This window comes from Paractinoplanes ovalisporus, from assembly GCF_016834655.1.
GTDB lineage: Bacteria > Actinomycetota > Actinomycetes > Mycobacteriales > Micromonosporaceae > Actinoplanes > Actinoplanes ovalisporus.
Genome location: NZ_JAENHP010000001.1, coordinates 1073854 through 1090125 on the forward strand (window position 1 = coordinate 1073854; position 16272 = coordinate 1090125).

Consider the following 16272-nt stretch of genomic DNA (forward strand, 5'->3'; position numbering starts at 1 on the left):
TCAGTCAACCAGTGCCACATAGAGCGGAGAACCGAGCAGCACCCGTTCGCCCTCGGGGCCGGGCTCGTCCATCAGGCGCTTGGCGATGAACTCCATGTTCTGGGCCGGGCCGCGCAACGCGTCGGTGGCCGCGGTGACCGACTCGGGCGCCTGGGCTCCCTCGACCCGGGTGATTCCCTCGAGCAGCGAGGGCAGCATCGACCGGGCGATCGGCAGCACCTGCTGGTCGGCGCCGGGCGGCGTGCCGAAGACGTGCGCGCGGGAGCCGCCGAGACCCAGCACGGTCTTGCCGGTGCGGGCGCCGAAATAGACCATCGGGAAGCCGTCGGCCCCCACGGTCGGCCCCCAGCGCAGCGGCAGCATCCCCCAGAAGAACTGGCCCGGTTGCTCCACGGTGCCGAGGTCGCCGAAGTCGGTCAGATAGCGGACAACCCGCTCGAGCCGGGCCGTACGTTCCGCCCCCGCGATCGCCTCGCCGCCGCGCTTGGCCGTCAGGACCTTGAGCTCGACCCCGAACTCGGTGTTGCGCTTGCGCAGGGCCTGCGGATCGATCTGCTGCAGCAACATCTCCACTTTGGCGTCGCTGATGTAGACGAAGTAACGGAACGACATTCATCCCCCTCGACGGCGGCCCCCAGTGTCTCATCCCGTGTCTCCCTCGCGGCCCGCTGCATCTCATCCTGTGACGACGTCGGCACAACGAGTGCACATTGCCTTAAGGTCGATTGTGGAGGGCGGAAGATGAGCGCTGACGTGCACCAGCTCCAGGCCCGGCTCCAGCAGCTGGAACGCCGGGGCGCGGCCGTGATCGAGGTCGCCGCGTGCCGGCACGACCTGGCCTTCGCCCTGCAGGACAGCGGCCGCACGGCCGAGGCCGAGAGCCAGTTCGTCACGGCCCACTCCGAGTTCAGCCAGAGCGTCGGCCCGTCCCACGCGTTCACCGTGTCGTGCCTGCTCAACCTGGCCCTGGTGGTGTGGGAGCGGGGCCGCCTGGCCGAGGCCGAACAGCTGCTGCGCCAGGTCGTCCAGTTCCGCGTCGCCGCGTTCGGCCCGGCCCACCCGCTGAGCCTGAACGCCCGCGGCAACCTGCTCGACGTCCAGGCCGAGCGGGGCCAGACCCGAGAGGCCCGCACCGGATACCGCGATCTGCTGGCCGACACCGAGCGCACGTTCGGCCGCAACAGCGACTTGGCCGTCGCCGTCCGGACCCGCCTCAACCAGCTGGCCCCACCCCGCCCCGCCTGGTGGCGCCGCCGAGCCTGACCGCCCTATTCCGTTTGCGCTCCACCGGCCGACTCGGCCCATTTCTCGAGGTGCTCCGCGCCGGGAACAGCCACCTGCGCGGCTGCGGCCAGGGCCGCGATGATCGGTCCGGCCTCGCGACGGCGGGCCGCCGTTTCGAACGACCTGCGCAGGTCAGCGGGCGAAACGATGCCGGCGTCGTGCAGCAAATTCGTCCAGGCGACCGCGTGGGCCGGTTCCGGGCAGCTGACCACCAGACGGCAGAGCTCGCGCCACGCCACGATCGCGTCCGCCCGCACACCGAGCTCAGCCGCCAGACCCTCGTCGTCACTGGCTGACCTGGCGAGTAGGTCACCCGGGACGAACACGGCCCGGGCGTGGAGAGCGCTCCGGTAGCTCCTGATCGGTTTCAGCCCGCCGATGTCGGGTTGACCGGTCATGATCCGCCGAAAGTCGCCATGGTTCCGCAGCTCACGGAACGCGGGGTCGTTCCGGGCGCCCAGCCGGTTGATCGGTAGGCCGACGGCCAGGCCCAGCGCAGCGAACGCCTCTTGGCGCTTCGAGATGCGGGCCTGGTGGCAGGCCTCCACATAGAGAGTGCGCAACGACTTGCTGAACAGGCCGTCCAGGGGGTCGTCGGGCGCCTCTTCCTCCTGACCACCACCGCCCGGATCGCTCACCGGCCCCGCCTCGGCGGAGTTCTTCTCCGGGGCCGAGACTGAGGCAACGAGCGTCTCAGCCATCGGTTTCCTCTCCTCGGCGAACTTCTTCTCCGCGGCCACGACTGAGGCGACGAGGGTCTCGGCCATCGGTTTCATCTCCTTGGCGAACTCCCCGACACGGTCCTCACCGCCGGCCGCCGTGACCGCACTCAGCATGGTTGTGGCGGACTCTTTGGCTTGGACGAAGGCCTCAGCGCGTTCGTCCGCCGGGTGGTCCTTGTCCTCGTCCTCTCCGTGGCGCAGCCATCCCACCGCGCTGGAATACATGATCCGGATCCGGAGCGCCGTATATCCGTCGGCCGGCACCGTCGGCGAGGTCTTGGTGACCGAACCGGGCAGCACGCGGTAGAGCGCGTCGAGGCGACGGGCGACGCCGGACCATTCGTCCACCAGAGCCGGTTCGCTGCCGACGAGAGACAGCAGGTAGGCGTACCAGGCCAGCCGGTTTCCCGGGTCCACGTCGATGGCCTCGGCCAACAGGTGCGTGCGTACGTGGCTGTTGGTCAGATACGGCGGTTCGGTCGCGAGAACCTGCTTGGTGAGGCTGCGCCAGTTCTTCGTGCCGCACAACCCCTTGCCCAGCTCGGTGTGCGCCTCGCTCAGCGTGACCAGCACGAGGGCGGCGGCCCCGGTGAGCAGCACGTAGGAGACGTCCGCCACGTCGTCGTCCGGGGGCACGATCTCGCGGGTCCAGAGCACGTCGGTCACGACCGGACGCCGGTTGCGGGAGATCTCGATGCTGGCCCGGTCGCCGGCGCCCATCGTCACCGTGACGCGCCACGGTGACAGGTGGAAGAGCGTCCACCCGAGATTCAGCAACGCCTTGAGGACAGCGCTCTGCGGCATGGCCGCCAGCGCCTCGTCCGGCAGGGCGACCACGTCGGTTCCGCGCGGTATCAGCAACCCCTGCGGGCGCTGCCCGCCCAGCGCGGCCAGCCGCCCGACCAGGAACGCGGTGGCCTGGCCGTCGACCGCGTTGTCGGCGCCGCGCACCTCGAACCGCACGCGGAGCCGCCGACTGAGCCGGACCGCTATGACCGAGGCGGCGAAACAGCCCGCAACGGCACTTCCCGCCAGCACCAGCCAGCCCCCGACATCGGCATATCCGGCGATCACCCATGCCGCCCCGGCCGCCCCCGCGATCCCCGCGACCACCGCCAGCCCGGCGACCAGAGGCGAAACGACCTTCCTACGAGGAGGCGGTCGTGCCGCACTCGGGTCGGTATTCGAACTCTGCCGCGGCTTGGGTGTCAGCCTGATGAGTCCGAGCAGCAGCCGTACGAACAAGAGCATGGTCACCAGTGCACCGAGAAACGGTAGAGCGAGCCGGAGCAGAACGTCGCCGTAGCCGACCAGGGTCGTCGGATGACCGGTGCCGGCGGTCTCTTCCCGGACGGCCACGAGGCCGGCGGCTGCGTCCTTGTTGTCGAGGTCGGTCTTCTGGGCCTGCTCGAACCACTCCTGGGCGGTCGCGTACTGACCCGTCCGGAGGGCGTGTTCACCGGCGGCCACCATGCCCGCGGCGTCGGCTCGCTTGCTCCGGACGGCCACGACTCCGGCGAGGGCGCATTCCCGGGCGGTCTCGGTGGGTGCGGGCGGGATACTGGCCGACGGCGTGTTCGAAGGCGTGGTGGGAACTGGCGACGCCGCCCGTCCGGTGGTGGTCGGAGCCGCGGCGGTCGCGGACGGGCGACTCGGCGGCGACAGCACCGCCAGGTACCTCTCCTCGGCCCGGTTCAACAGCCCGTCGTCGAGGGCGCGGCCCGCTTCGGCGCAGTCCGACGGCGTGGAAGCGGCCGGCGCCGAGACAGAGGACGGTTCCGGCGAGCCCGGGGCACACGCCGTCACGAAGCCGATCGGCACAATGAAGGCCACCATGCCGAGGACTGTCCCGCCGACCCTGATCATGACGTGTCCGATCGCCGTCCGGAGGTCATTGTCGGCCGGTTCACGTCGAGCGGGAATCGCCCCGACGGGTGGCTGTGCGTGTCGGACCCCGGACACAAAGCCTGTTCACGGGCGGTAGGTCAGGACGACGACGCCGCTCTTGAGTGGGGTCGCCGAGACCAGCGCGAAGCGGGTCGGGTCGAAGTCGCGGCGAAGCAGCGGGATGCCCTCGCCGGCGATCACCGGGCTCAGCTTGACGATCAGCTCGTCGATCTCGTTCAGCAGCTGGCCGGCCAAATCGCCGCCGCCGCTGAGCCAGATGTCGAGACCGTCCTGCTGTTTCAGGGCGCGGACGAACTCGACGGGGTCGGTGTTGACGACCTCGGGCTCGCCGCCGGGCGGGAGGGAACGGCTGAACACGTACTGCTTCATGTGGGCGTACGGGCTGGTGATCCCGGCCTTCAGAGCCGGCTCGAGCGTGCCCCGGCCCATCACGAGCGTGTCGAACCTGCGGTTCGGCTCGTCGTCGGGGATGCCCAGCGGGGCCCGCGAGTGGGTCGGCAGCGTCTCGGGACAGTTCGTACGGATGTATTCCTGCAGGTCCGGCTCGAACGGGAAGAAGTCGAAAGCGCCGTCGGGGGCGGCGATGAAACCGTCGATCGTCGACGCGATGTAGTACACGAGCTTTCGCATGCGGGGCCCCAATCACTATGGCTGTCGTGGTTAAAGTACAACACCTGCTGTGGTTGGTGCTAGCCTGGTCGCGTGGTCAGCAATCCTCAGCGCCGTGATCTGCTTGCCGATGCGGGGCTCCGGGTCCTCGCCCGGGCGGGCGCCCGCGGCCTCACGCACCGCGCCGTCGATCAGGAGGCGGGGGTGCCGGTCGGCACGACCTCCAACTACTTCCGCTCGCGTGACGCGCTTCTCAGCGGGCTGGCCGAGCGGATCTTCGCGCGCATGGCGCCGTCCGCGGACGAGCTCGAACCTCTCAGAGAGCAGGCCGACTTTCTGCGGGACATCGTGCGGCGCACCACCCGTGAACCCGATCTGATGCGGGCGCTGTTCGAGCTGCGACTCGAAGGGGCGCGACGGCCCGAGCTGGGGCGGTTGCTGGCCGGGACACTGCACCGGTCGTACGCCGAGGATGTCGCATTTCACGCATCGACGGGACTGCCGGGCGGCGCGTTCGAGATCGCTCTGCTGCACTACGCGCTCGACGGGCTGCTGTTCGACCTGCTCAGCACCTCGATCGGCGCCGACGTGGACCCGAACGAGGTGATCGAGGCGTTCGCGAACCGGTTGAACGGGGCTGCCGGAGCACAGCCTGGATAGAACACTGTGGACATGGCGCGAGTATTCGAGACGCCGGACGGACCGCCGGGGCCGGCGCGAATCATCGATCTGTACTGCGGGTTCATGATTTCCAAGACGGTGTTCGCGGCCGTCGAGTTCGGGCTGTTCGAGGCGGCCGGGCCGCAAGCCGCCACGTCACAGGAGCTGGCCAACCGCTGCGGCATCCCGCAGCGCAGCGCCCGGGCCCTGGCCGATCTGCTGGCCGACGCGGGGCTTCTGGTGCGCGAGGGCGGCGCCTTCCGCAACGCGCCCGACGCCGAGGCCTTCCTGAGCGGGCGCGGGCCGGCCGATCTGCGCACGATGGCCCGCTACTGGGAGACGGTCAGCTATCCGGCCTGGGAGCACGCGGTCGAGGCGTTCCGCACCCGGCAGGGCGTACGCCCGGTGCTCGACAAGGCCCAGACCGAGGCTTACGAGTCGACGGTCGCCCTGGTCACGGCCGAGACGGCGGCCGACCTGGCGCGCGCATACAACTTCGGGCGGCACCACCGGCTGCTCGACGTGGGCGGCGGCTACGGCACTTTCGTCAAGCCGATCCTCACGGCGTACGGGAATCTGACCGCGACCCTGATCGACCTGCCCGAGGTCGCGGGGGCAGTCGCCGAGCAGCGGATCCCGCGGCTGACCGCGATCGGCGCCGACGTGTTCGAGTCGCCGTTGCCGGGCGGGCACGACCTGATCCTGGTGGCCAACCTCGTGCACCTGCTCCCGCCCGAGCGGATCGCCGAGCTGTTCCGGCGGCTGCGGTCGGTCGCGGCGCCCGGGACCACACTGCTGCTGGTCGACTGGTGGCGCACCGAGCTGGCCCCGCACCCGTCGGCCCGGTTCGGCGCCGGCGAGTTCCTGATCATCAGCGGCGGCGACCTCTACCAGGTCGACGAGGTGGCCGGCTGGCTGGGTGAGACCGGCTGGACGTTCACCGGTCTCACCGAGCTGCCCCCGCCGTCGGGCGTCATCCAGGCCGTGCCGAACTGACGTAGGAGTCGAAGACGGCCGTGCCACGGGTGACGTAGAGGCCGACCACCCGGCCGGTGAAGCCGGTGGCGACCTCGGTGGACAGGTAGCGGCCGTCGAGGGCGGCCAGGTCGGGCCCGTCGCCCACCCGGAACGCGATGAGGTCGGGGCCGGGAAAGCCTTCCGGCGTACGGAATTCGACCGTGAGCTCGACCGGGCCGGGCGCCACCGGTTGTTCGGCCACGACCGAGCGCAGCGGCCCGATGCGGGCGACCACCCGGGCCCGCCCGTCGTCGATCTCCAGGTCGTAGTGGTGGGCCTCGTCCAGCCGTACGGAAATGCCGGCCCGGGCCGCCCCCGGATCGAGCCGCGTGCTGACCCGGGCGGCGTGGTGTTGCTGCCGCCGGCCGAGGAACGTGCTGCCGGGCTCGTCGAGCGTCGAACCGGTGGCGTGCAGGGTCAGCCGGCCCGGCCGTTCGGTGAGCGACCACGACCCGTCGGGCCGCGATCGTGGCGAAATCCATTGCGGGGCCAGGGATTCGCCGTCGAAGTCGTCTCGCACGTCGGCCGGCGCGGGCGCTTGCGGTGTGCCCACCTCACCCACGTGGGGCCAGCCGTCGATCCAGGTGACCGGGGCCAGGAACGTCTCGCGGCCGAGCACGTGGAAGGCCGGGGTATTGCCGCGCGGACGGGTGGCCAGCAGCACCATCCACCACGTGCCGTCGGGCGCTTCGACGAGGTCGGCGTGCCCGGTGCTCTGGATCGGGCGGTTGGTGCTGCGGTGCGTGACGAGGGGGTTGTGCGGCGCTGCCTCGTACGGGCCGAGGGGTGTGCGGGCCCGGGCCATGGCGACGGTGTGCCCGCGTTCGGTGCCGCCCTCGGCGATCATCAGGTACCACCAGCCACCGATCCGGTAGAGGTGCGGCGCCTCGGGATATTGCAGGCCGGTGCCCGTCCAGGCCGGGAACGGGCCGTCGAGGACCTGGCCGGTCTCCGGGTCGATGCGGGCGGTGTGCGTGCCCGAGACCGTGCACCAGCAGCTGCCGTCCTCGCCCCAGGCCAGGTCGGGGTCGATGCCGGGCAGGTCGATCCAGACCGGGTCGCTCCACGGGCCCTCGGGCTTCTCGGCCGTGACGAGGAAGTTGCCGCCGCCCGAGGTGTTGGTGGTGATCATCCAGAAGCGCCCGTCGTGGTGGCGCAGGGTCGGGGCGTAGATGCCGCCCGAAGCCCCGGTTTCCGGCGGCAGCGGCAGCTGGGACGGGCGGTCGAGGACGTTGCCGATCTGCTGCCAGGTCAGCAGATCGCGGCTGTGGAAGAGGGGCACGCCGGGGAAGTATTCGAAGCTGGAGCAGGCGAGGTAGTAGTCCTCCCCCACCCGGCAGACACTCGGGTCGGGATGGAAGCCGGCGATGATCGGCCGGCCCATCAGGCGTCGCCGAGCCGGCCGCGCAGGAAGCGAAGGGCCCGCTCCTCGTCGAAGATGCCGCCGCCCTCGTGCCCGTTGTACGGCCAGACCTCGATCTCCTTCTCACCGCCGTACTCGTGGAAGGAGCCGAAGACCGTCGACGGCGGGCAGACCGTGTCGCGCAGCGCGGCCGAGAACAGGGCGGGCGCGGTCGCGCGGGCGGCGAAGTTGACGCCGTCGAAGAACTGCAGGGTGCGGTGCACCGCCTCGACGTCGGGTCGGTGGACCACCAGGTAGTCGATGATTTCCTTGTACGGGTACGACTCGGTGACCCGCAGCGCCCGCGGGAAGTCGCTCAGGAACGGCACGAAGGCCACCACCGCGGCCAGGTCGGAGCGCAGCCCGGCCACCGCGAGCGCGTTGCCGCCGCCCTGACTGCCACCCACGACCGCGACGCGGCTGGAGTCGACCGTGTCGAGGCTGCGGGCGGCGTCGACGGCGCGGACGGCGTCGGTGAACATGCGCCGGTAGTAGTAGGTGGCCGGGTCGAGGATGCCGCGGGTCATCACGCCCGGCACCTGCGGCTGGGCCGGCGCCTCGTCGGCGGTCACGCCGAGACTCCAGCCCGAGCCCTGACCGCGGGTGTCCATCTGCAGGTGCGCGAACCCGGCCGAGGCCCAGAGCAGGTTCTCGAGGGCGTGGCCGCGGCCGCCGCCGTATCCCACGTACTGCACGACGGCGGGAAGCGGCCCGGTGGCGTGCGCGGGCACCCGCAGCCAGGCCGCGACCTCCTGGCCCGAGAAGCCGCGGAACCTGACGTCGTACGTGGAAATGGTCTCGAGGCCCGTCTCCACCTCGCTCAGGCGCACGTCGATGTCGTGTTTGGCCGCCTCGGCCAGGGTCTCGGCCCAGAACTCGTCAAATCCGTCGGGCGCCGTCTGGGTGCTGCGGTAGGTGGCCAGCTGGTCCTCAGAGAGGTCGGTGAGCAAGTCGATCGTTCCTTCCCGTGGCCGGCACGAAGTGATCCCCCGCATGATCCTGACACGGCCGGTCAGCCGGTGGGGTGTCGCTCCTCGAGGTACGCATCGAGGGCCGCGGCTCCGGTGAGCATGGCTCGGCTGCGGGCGGTGAGCCGGGCGTGCCAGTCGCGCAGCGTCGACTCCAGGGGTGCGATGCCGCCGGCCGAACGGACCTGGGCGATCAGCGGGGCGATCTGGTCGAGCCGGTAGCCGCCGCGGCGGAGCTGGTGCACGAGCTGGGTGTCGCGCACGTCGGCCGCGCTGTAGACGCGGTAGCCGGTCTGTCGGTCGCGACGCGGATGGACCAGTCCGGCGCGCTCCCACTTGCGCAGCGTGGCCGGGCGGAGGCCGAGCTTGTGGGCCAGCGGGCCGACGAACGTGTCACCGCGTTCGGGCGGAGTGGGGGCCAGGTCGCGGAGTGCGGCTTCGACGGCCAGGAGCGTACGGCGGTCGTCGAGGAGCTGGACGTGGCTCTCGTCGACGAGCCGCAGCGCCACCTCGACCTCGTCCCGGTTGACGGCCTGCAGGATCAGCGAGGCCGCGCGGTGGCCGTGGCCCGGCACGAGAGCGAGGAACGCCCGCAACGCCAGCAGATGCACCGGCGTATAGGCGCGGTAGCCGGACAGGCTGCGCTCGGCCGGCGGCAGGATCCCGTCGGCCTCGTAGTTGCGGATCGCCTGCGTGGACAGCCCGCAGGCCCGGGCCAGGTCGACCGGCCTTTGAAGGTTTTGAGCCACTGACCGCCTGTCTCGGACGAAAAGCTTCAACCGACGATTCAACGATAGCGTTTAACCCATGGATGTCTTGAGCCTGCTGCCGTTCCAACCCCGCGTCCTCGGCCTCGGCGAGCCCACCCACGGCACCGAAGTGCTGCTGGAGGTCCGCAACGAGCTCTTCCAGCACCTGGTCGAGCGGGCGGGCTACCGCACGATCACCATCGAGAGCGACTGCCTGGCCGGTCTGATCGTGGACGACTACGTCGCCGGCGGCCCCGGCACCCTGGAGGAGGTCGCCGAGCACGGCATCAGCCACGACTGGGGCGCGTCGGCCGCGAACCGCGAGCTGATCCGCTGGATGCGCGCGTTCAACGAGGGCCGGCCCGAAGCGGACCGGGTGCGCTTCGCCGGCTTCGACGGCCCCCTGGAGATCGCCGCCGCGCCGAGCCCCCGCCCGGCCCTGTTCGCGCTGCACGCCCTCCTCGAAGAGACAGATCTGCTTCCCTGTACGGCCTCCGAGCTCGACGATCTGCTCGGCGCCGACGAGCAGTGGGCGAACCCGTCGGCCATGTACGAGCCGGCGCAGTCCATGGGCCGCTCCCCCGAGGCCCGGCGGCTGCGCCTGATCGCCGACGACCTCGCGGCCCTGCTCGAATCTGCGGCGCCCGGCCTGGGCGACGTGGAACGGGCCCGCCTGTACGCCCGGACGGCCACCGGCCTGCTGCGCTACCACTACTGGATGGCCGACACCTCCCCCGCCCGCCTCACATGGCTGCTGAACGTGCGGGCGTCCATGATGGTCGCCAACCTGCGCGCGCTCGCCGCCCGTGGCCCGGTGCTGGCATTCGGCCACAACGTCCACCTGCAGCGCACCCGGGGCAGCATGCGCATGGGCGGCGAGCCGCTGCACTGGTGGAGTCCCGGCGCGTTCCTGGGTGCGGACTACGCCTTTCTCTCCATGGCGATCGGCACGTTCCGCGAGCACGGCGTCGGGGCCCCGCCCGAGGACACCATCGAGGGTTTCCTGTACGCCCAGCCGCGGAGCCCGCTGCTGGTCGACGCGGCGGGGCTGGGCCGCATCCTCGGCGACGCGAAGCCGGTGGCCCGGGAGTCACCGTGGTTCGGTTATGCCGCCCTGGATCCGGCCCAGCTCCCCGACATCGACGCGATCGTGTTCGTCCGGGACGCCTGAGGATCAGCTGGGCAGGGCGACCTGCACCGGTGCCGGTCGGGCGGTGGTGGTGCCGTCGCCGACCTGCGCGCTGTCGTTGTTGCCCCAGCACCACAGCGTTGCGTCCGTACGGAATCCGCAATTGTGATGCCCGGCCGAGGCGTTGCCGGTCCAGGTCGTCGCGGTGCCGACCCGCGTGGGTGCGAACCGGTGCGTCGTCGTGCCGTCGCCGACCTGGCCGGACGCGTTGTTGCCCCAGCACCACAGCGAACCGTCGGTCCGGGTCGCGCAGACCGTGTCGAAGCCCGCGGTCACGCTGCTCCAGGTCGCGCCCGCACCCACCGCCACCGGCGCCGACTGGTATGTGCCGCTGACGCCCAGCTGCCCGTAGCCGTTCTCGCCCCAGCACCACAGCGATCCGTCGGCCCGCACGCCACAGGTGTTCAGATAGCCGGCCGTCACGCCGGTCCAGTTCGTCGCGGTGCCGACCTGGTCGGGCGTGGTGCGGTAGCTCAGGATGCCCAGGCCGAGCTGGCCCATCGAGCTGTCGCCCCAGCACCACAGCGTGCCGTCGGTGCGCGAGGCGCAGGTGTGCGCGTAGCCGGCGGTCACACTGGCCCAGCTGGTGGCGGTGCCGACCTGCAACGGCGTGGTGGCGGTGTAGACGGCCGCGCCGTCACCGAGCTGCCCGAACCGGTTGAAGCCCCAGCACCACAGCGTTCCCTCCGTACGGACGGCGCAGGTGTGACTGTCGCCCGCGCTCACACTGGCCCATCCGCCGGAGGTGCCGACCTGGACCGGGGCCGTTTTCCGGGCGGTCGTCCCGTCGCCGAGCTGCCCTCGCGAGTTGCTGCCCCAGCACCAGAGCGTTCCCTCCGTACGGATCCCGCAGTTGAAGCTCGTGCCGCCGTCCACGCTGGTCCAGGTGGCGGTGCCGACGCGAGCGGGCGCGGTCCGGCTCGTGACGGTGCCGTCGCCGAGCTGGCCGCTGTAGTTGCCGCCCCAGCACCAGAGGGAGCCCTCGGCGCGGACGGCGCAGGTGTGCGAATAGCCGGTGGCCACCTTGGCCGCCGCGGGCGGGGCGGCCGCGGCGGGGACGGCGCCGCTTAGGGCGGCCACCAGGATGGCGATCAGTGTCATCGTGGCGGCGATGACCGTCTTTCGTGTCACGGGTTTCCTCTTTCTCACGCGGCGACGCCGTGGGGGCGCCGATCGGGGTGCGGCGGGTGCTGCCGGAAGAGCGGTACGGAATGGTCACGAGCGTGGGGAGCAGCCTTACATTGATGAGCATCGTCACATGGGAGCGCTCCCATTACAACGCCGTGAACGGTTCATTGCGGTGGGAGCGCTCCCATGTCACGATGACCCTCAATCCCCGAGGAGTCGCTCATGAAGATCCGCGCTCTGCTGGCTACCCTGGTTCTCGGTCTCGTCTGGCTCGCCGTCCCCGCCGGCGCGTCCGCGGCCCCCACCTACAGCTACGGCGAGGCCCTGCAGAAGTCGCTGTTCTTCTACGAGGCTCAGGTCTCCGGCAAGAAGCCCGCCTGGAACCGGGTCTCGTGGCGCGGCGACTCGGCGATGCGCGACGGCTCCGATGTGGGGCTCGACCTGACCGGCGGCTGGTTCGACGCGGGCGACCACGTCAAGTTCGGGCTGCCGATGGCGTTCACGACCACGATGCTGGCGTGGGGCGCGGTCGAGAACCGGGCCGCGTACGCGAGCTCGGGTCAGCTCACCCACCTGCTGAACAACCTGCGCGTGCCCAACGACTACTTCATCAAGGCCCACCCCTCGGCCAACGTGCTCTACGGTCAGGTCGGCAAGGGCGACGACGACCACAAGTGGTGGGGCCCGGCCGAGGTCATGCCGATGGCGCGACCGGCCTACAAGATCGACGCCAGTTGCGGCGGCACCGAACTCGCGGCCGAGACCGCCGCTGCCATGGCCGCGAGCTCGATGGTGTTCCGGGCGACCGATCCCTCGTACGCGGAAACGCTTCTGACCCACGCGAAGCAGCTGTACGCGTTCGCCGACACCGTGCGGAAGAGCTACCACGAGTGCATCACCGACGCGACGTCGTTCTACCGGTCGTGGAGCGGTTACGCCGACGAGCTGGTGTGGGGCGCGATCTGGCTGCACCGTGCCACCGGTGACGCGGCCTATCTGGCCAAGGCCGAGGCCGGCTACGACGCGCAGGGCAACGAGAATCAGACCAGCACCAAGATGTACAAGTGGACGATCAGCTGGGACAACAAGCAGTACGGCAACTACGTGCTGCTGTCCCGGCTGACCGGCAAGCAGAAGTACGCCGACGACGCGAACCGCTGGCTCGACTGGTTCACCGTGGGCGTCAACGGCGAGAAGGTGCGCACTTCCCCCGGCGGCATGGTGGTCGTCGACACGTGGGGAGCGCTGCGCTACGCGGCCAACACCGCCTTCGTCGCGCTGGTCTACAGCGACGGCCTCACCGACACGGCGCGCAAACAGCGTTACCACGATTTCGCCGTACGGCAGATCGGCTACGCCCTGGGCGCCAACCCGCGCAACTCCAGCTATGTCATCGGCTTCGGGGCCAACGCGCCGAAGAACCCGCACCACCGTACGGCGCACGGATCGTGGTGGGACAGCCAGCAGGTGCCCGAGCAGACCCGCCACGTCCTCTACGGCGCCTTGGTCGGCGGCCCGTCGGCGCCGGACGACGCGTACACCGACAGCCGCGGCGACTACGTGATGAACGAGGTCGCGACCGACTACAACGCCGGGTTCACGTCCGCGCTGGCCCGGCTCTACGGCGAGTACGGCGGCGCGCCCCTGGCCTCGTTCCCGGTGGCCGAGAAGCCGGACATCCCCGAGCTGTCGGTCGAGACGACGGTGATGCAGAACGAGACCCGCTCGACCGGCATCAAGGCCGTGGTCTACAACAAGTCGGCGTTCCCGGCGCGGGCGCTGACCGCGGGCAAGTTCCGCTACTACTTCACCCGCGACAGCGACGCCGCGCTGACCGTCTCGTCGCCGTACACCCAGGGGTGCCCAGGGCCCACCGCGGCCAAGCAGTTCTCGGGCAATGTCTGGTACGTCGAGGTCGACTGCGCCGGCTACACGATCGCCCCGGCCGGGCAGTCGGCGCACCGGATGGAGGTCCAGCTCAAGATCGGGGTCGTCGAGGGCGGCACGTGGGATCCCACCAACGACCCGTCCTATCAGGCGGCGGCCGGCCCGAACCAGGGCGTGACCCTTTACGACGGCAGCACGCTCGTCTGGGGCGCCGAGCCCAGCACCACGGGACCAACCCCCACGCCGACCCCGACCCTGACGCCGACCCCGACTCCCACTCCCACTCCCACGCCGACGCCGACGCCGACGCCGACTCAGCCCGCCGGGTGCCGGGTCGCCTACTCCACCAACGACTGGGGCAGCGGCTTCACCGGTTCGGTCACCATCACCAACGGTCCGACCCCGGTCACCGCGTGGACCCTCGTTTTCCCGTACGCCGCCGGGCAGCGCATCACCCAGGCGTGGTCGGCGAACGTGACCCAGTCCGGCACGCAGGTCACCGCCACCAACACGTCCTGGAACGGCACCCTCGCCGCGGGCGCGACGGTCACGTTCGGCTTCAACGCCACCCACACCGGCACCAACCCCCGGCCCACGTCCTTCACCCTCAACGGCGCCACCTGCACGGCCACCTAAAAATCGACATTTACCGATACTCTTCCCGGGAAGGCTCATCCATCACGGGGAGAAGAGAATGCGCCTCACCTGTCTGCGTGCCACCACGGCGGCCCTGGTCCTGACCGGGGCCGCCGCTTTGCCCGCCACACCCGCCCTGGCCGCCGCGCCCGCTCTGGCCGCCGCCGGCCCCCATGTCGAGGTCGCGCCGCCGGCCGTCGTCGGTGCCGGGCTCAACCCGATCGACCTGCCGGTAGAGGTGGTCAACACCGGCGGCGACGACCGGTCTGGCGTACGGCTGCGCCTGACCCTCACACCCGCACCCGGCAGCGACGTGCGCCCGCTCGACGCGACGGTGCAGCTGACCTACCAGTTCGGGTGGCAATACCGGGACCTGGCCTACGAAACCGTCGGCGGCTCGCTGGTCGCCACGACACCGGAGCTCGGCAGCGTCGCCGCCGACGAGACGGCCACCTTCCAGCTGCGGATCGCCACCCGCCCGACCAGCACCGCCCCACACGTCGACACCGTGACCGTCGATGTGCACACTGAGGCGCTGACAAGCAATGGCTCCGTGTTCGCGACCGACGAGGAGCCCGACCGGGTCGACCTGGTCGAGCCGCGGGCCGACCTCAGCTCCCCCGCGAGCTTCGCCGTCGGGGAGCCGGCGGTCGTCAAGGTGTCGCTGACCAACACCACTCCCCTGGCCTACTCGATCCTGCGGCCGGGCATCGCCCTCTACCGCGCCGGCAACGACCAGCTCGTCGTGGAACGCCTCGACGGCGACGAGTGGGTCCCGGTGAGCGGCCCGAGCAACAGCTACTACTGGTGGTACTCCAACAGCTACCCCAGCCTCCAGCCCGGCGACACCTACGCCGAGACGCTGCGCCTGACCTTCACTGACGAGTCCGCAGCCGGCGAGACCGGAACCCTCCACCACATCGGCTACACCTACTTCGGATACCCGATCGCCCTCGACAGCCACCCCTACACCGTCGAGGCCGCGAGGGCGTAGGTCGGTTTACTTCCCTGCCGTCAATCGGCGGGGAAGTAGTGGCCGTTGTCCAGGTCGGCGAGCAGGCCGGGCTGAGCGGGTTCCCAGCCGAGGGCCCGGCGGGTGACGAGATTGGACGCCGCGTAGTTCTGCGTCACGACGTTCGCGAGGAAGCCGGAGTATCCCGGCAGCACCAGTTCGTCCGCGGGAACGCTCACGGCGGGCAGGCCCAGGCGGCGGCCGATGGCCTCGGCGATCTCGCGCCGCCGCACCTTGGCGCCGAGCGCGGACAGCGCCGCCGCCGCGGTGTTCGACCGGGCCAGGCCGGTCACCTCGTGCCCGGCGGCGATCAGCTCAGGAATGATGTACGAACCGGAATGGCCGGTCCCGCCGGCGACGAAGACGCGCATGCTACTTCTCTCCGGGGGCGCTGACGGTCAGCGCGAAGTCGGCGTTCCCCACCCCGTGGCGGGCCAGGTTGATCATCAGTAGCGCTGTTCCTTCCAGCCAGTGCGCCATGCCGAGGCCGCCGGCATCCCGGGGACGCAGGCCGAGGCTCTCGATGAACGCCGACACGCTCGCCTTGGCCCGGGCGTCGTCGCCGGCGAACAACACGTCCAGCGGGTGGCCCGCGGCCAGGATGTGGCCGAAGACGGTGTTGAACGCCTTCACGACGTGGGCGCTCGCCGGGGCGGCCTCGGCGATCTCCTGCGCGGTGGACATGCCGTCCGGGGTGACCAACCCGGTCGCGTCGGCCTTGACCGGGTTGGTGATGTCGACGATGACCTTGCCGGCCAGCGCGTTGCCGTACCGGGCGACGACCGGCACGGCGCCGGCGTTCAGCACCGCCAGGATGACGATGTCGCCGGCCGGGGTGGCGCCGAACGTCCCGGCCGTGGTGCCGCCGCCGAGCGAGGCGGCCAGGTCCCTGGTCTTGGCCTCGTCCCGGCCGATGACCTCGACGGTGTTGCCGCCCTCGACCGCGCGGGCGCCGATGGCGCGGGCCATGGTGCCGACGCCGATGATGCTGATGCTGCTCATGGGTGTGCCTGCTTTCTGGAACCGGATTGCCGGAAGCCACGGTGCCACCGGCCCCGGATGCGCGTCCAAGACCTCTTTCGGCGGTCGCGATACCGTTAG

Annotated in this window: 15 protein-coding genes; 6 read left to right on the top strand and 9 right to left on the bottom strand. The window is 70.7% G+C overall.

Going from position 1 to position 16272, the window contains the following annotated elements; genetic code table 11:
• Positions 1-612, bottom strand: coding sequence for a DUF7019 family protein (locus tag JIG36_RS04880; protein WP_203374742.1), 612 nt, complete (start codon positions 610-612; stop codon positions 1-3).
• Positions 613-741: 129 nt separating this feature from the next.
• On the opposite strand from JIG36_RS04880, the gene JIG36_RS04885 reads away from it, so the two are divergent.
• Positions 742-1263 (top strand): tetratricopeptide repeat protein, encoded by a 522-nt coding sequence (locus tag JIG36_RS04885; RefSeq protein ID WP_203374743.1) that lies wholly within the window; start codon positions 742-744, stop codon positions 1261-1263.
• A gap of 5 nt (positions 1264-1268) precedes the next feature.
• Here the strand turns inward: JIG36_RS04885 and JIG36_RS04890 are convergent, their stop codons facing one another.
• Both JIG36_RS04890 and JIG36_RS04895 read right to left on the bottom strand, forming a co-directional pair.
• Positions 1269-3842 (bottom strand): hypothetical protein, encoded by a 2574-nt coding sequence (locus tag JIG36_RS04890; RefSeq protein WP_203374744.1) that lies wholly within the window; start codon positions 3840-3842, stop codon positions 1269-1271.
• 135 nt (positions 3843-3977) lie between these two features.
• Positions 3978-4544 (bottom strand): dihydrofolate reductase family protein, encoded by a 567-nt coding sequence (locus tag JIG36_RS04895; protein ID WP_203374745.1) that lies wholly within the window; start codon positions 4542-4544, stop codon positions 3978-3980.
• Positions 4545-4616: 72 nt separating this feature from the next.
• Between JIG36_RS04895 and JIG36_RS04900 the strand changes: the two genes are divergently transcribed.
• Positions 4617-5183 (top strand): TetR/AcrR family transcriptional regulator, encoded by a 567-nt coding sequence (locus JIG36_RS04900; protein WP_203374746.1) that lies wholly within the window; start codon positions 4617-4619, stop codon positions 5181-5183.
• A gap of 12 nt (positions 5184-5195) precedes the next feature.
• On the top strand, positions 5196-6179 hold the full coding sequence (locus tag JIG36_RS04905; RefSeq protein WP_236045525.1) for a methyltransferase: 984 nt from the start codon (positions 5196-5198) through the stop codon (positions 6177-6179).
• On the opposite strand, the gene JIG36_RS04910 is transcribed toward JIG36_RS04905, so the two are convergent.
• From JIG36_RS04910 to JIG36_RS04920, 3 genes are all read right to left on the bottom strand, one after another.
• Complete coding sequence (locus JIG36_RS04910) at positions 6157-7584, bottom strand: glycoside hydrolase family 43 protein (protein ID WP_203374748.1); 1428 nt, start codon at positions 7582-7584, stop codon at positions 6157-6159. The genes JIG36_RS04905 and JIG36_RS04910 overlap by 23 nt on opposite strands.
• The gene (locus JIG36_RS04915; RefSeq protein ID WP_236045526.1) at positions 7584-8552 is read right to left on the bottom strand and encodes an acetylxylan esterase; all 969 of its coding nucleotides are present in this window, start codon (positions 8550-8552) and stop codon (positions 7584-7586) included. Before JIG36_RS04915 ends, JIG36_RS04910 begins: the two co-directional genes overlap by 1 nt.
• Positions 8553-8614: 62 nt before the next feature.
• The gene (locus JIG36_RS04920) at positions 8615-9319 is read right to left on the bottom strand and encodes a TioE family transcriptional regulator (RefSeq protein WP_203374750.1); all 705 of its coding nucleotides are present in this window, start codon (positions 9317-9319) and stop codon (positions 8615-8617) included.
• 58 nt (positions 9320-9377) lie between these two features.
• Here JIG36_RS04920 and JIG36_RS04925 point away from each other — a divergent pair, with 58 nt between their 5' ends.
• Positions 9378-10490 carry an erythromycin esterase family protein gene (locus JIG36_RS04925; RefSeq protein WP_203374751.1) on the top strand — a complete coding sequence of 371 codons (1113 nt, stop codon included), beginning with the start codon at positions 9378-9380 and terminating at the stop codon, positions 10488-10490.
• A 3-nt stretch (positions 10491-10493) separates the two neighbouring features.
• Here JIG36_RS04925 and JIG36_RS04930 read toward each other — a convergent pair whose 3' ends face one another.
• Positions 10494-11639, bottom strand: a complete 1146-nt coding sequence (locus JIG36_RS04930; protein WP_438870695.1) for an RCC1 domain-containing protein — start codon at positions 11637-11639, stop codon at positions 10494-10496.
• A 219-nt stretch (positions 11640-11858) separates the two neighbouring features.
• Between JIG36_RS04930 and JIG36_RS04935 the strand changes: the two genes are divergently transcribed.
• Together JIG36_RS04935 and JIG36_RS04940 are read left to right on the top strand one after the other, a co-directional pair.
• Positions 11859-14159, top strand: a complete 2301-nt coding sequence (locus tag JIG36_RS04935) for a glycoside hydrolase family 9 protein (RefSeq protein ID WP_203374752.1) — start codon at positions 11859-11861, stop codon at positions 14157-14159.
• 58 nt (positions 14160-14217) lie between these two features.
• Positions 14218-15153 carry a COG1361 family protein gene (locus tag JIG36_RS04940; protein WP_203374753.1) on the top strand — a complete coding sequence of 312 codons (936 nt, stop codon included), beginning with the start codon at positions 14218-14220 and terminating at the stop codon, positions 15151-15153.
• 20 nt (positions 15154-15173) lie between these two features.
• Here JIG36_RS04940 and JIG36_RS04945 read toward each other — a convergent pair whose 3' ends face one another.
• Both JIG36_RS04945 and JIG36_RS04950 read right to left on the bottom strand, forming a co-directional pair.
• A complete protein-coding gene (locus tag JIG36_RS04945; RefSeq protein ID WP_203374754.1) occupies positions 15174-15542 on the bottom strand; it encodes an NAD-dependent epimerase/dehydratase family protein in 369 nt (122 codons plus the stop codon).
• Position 15543: 1 nt separating this feature from the next.
• A complete protein-coding gene (locus tag JIG36_RS04950) occupies positions 15544-16173 on the bottom strand; it encodes an NADPH-dependent F420 reductase (RefSeq protein WP_203374755.1) in 630 nt (209 codons plus the stop codon).
• Positions 16174-16272: the final 99 nt, after the last annotated feature.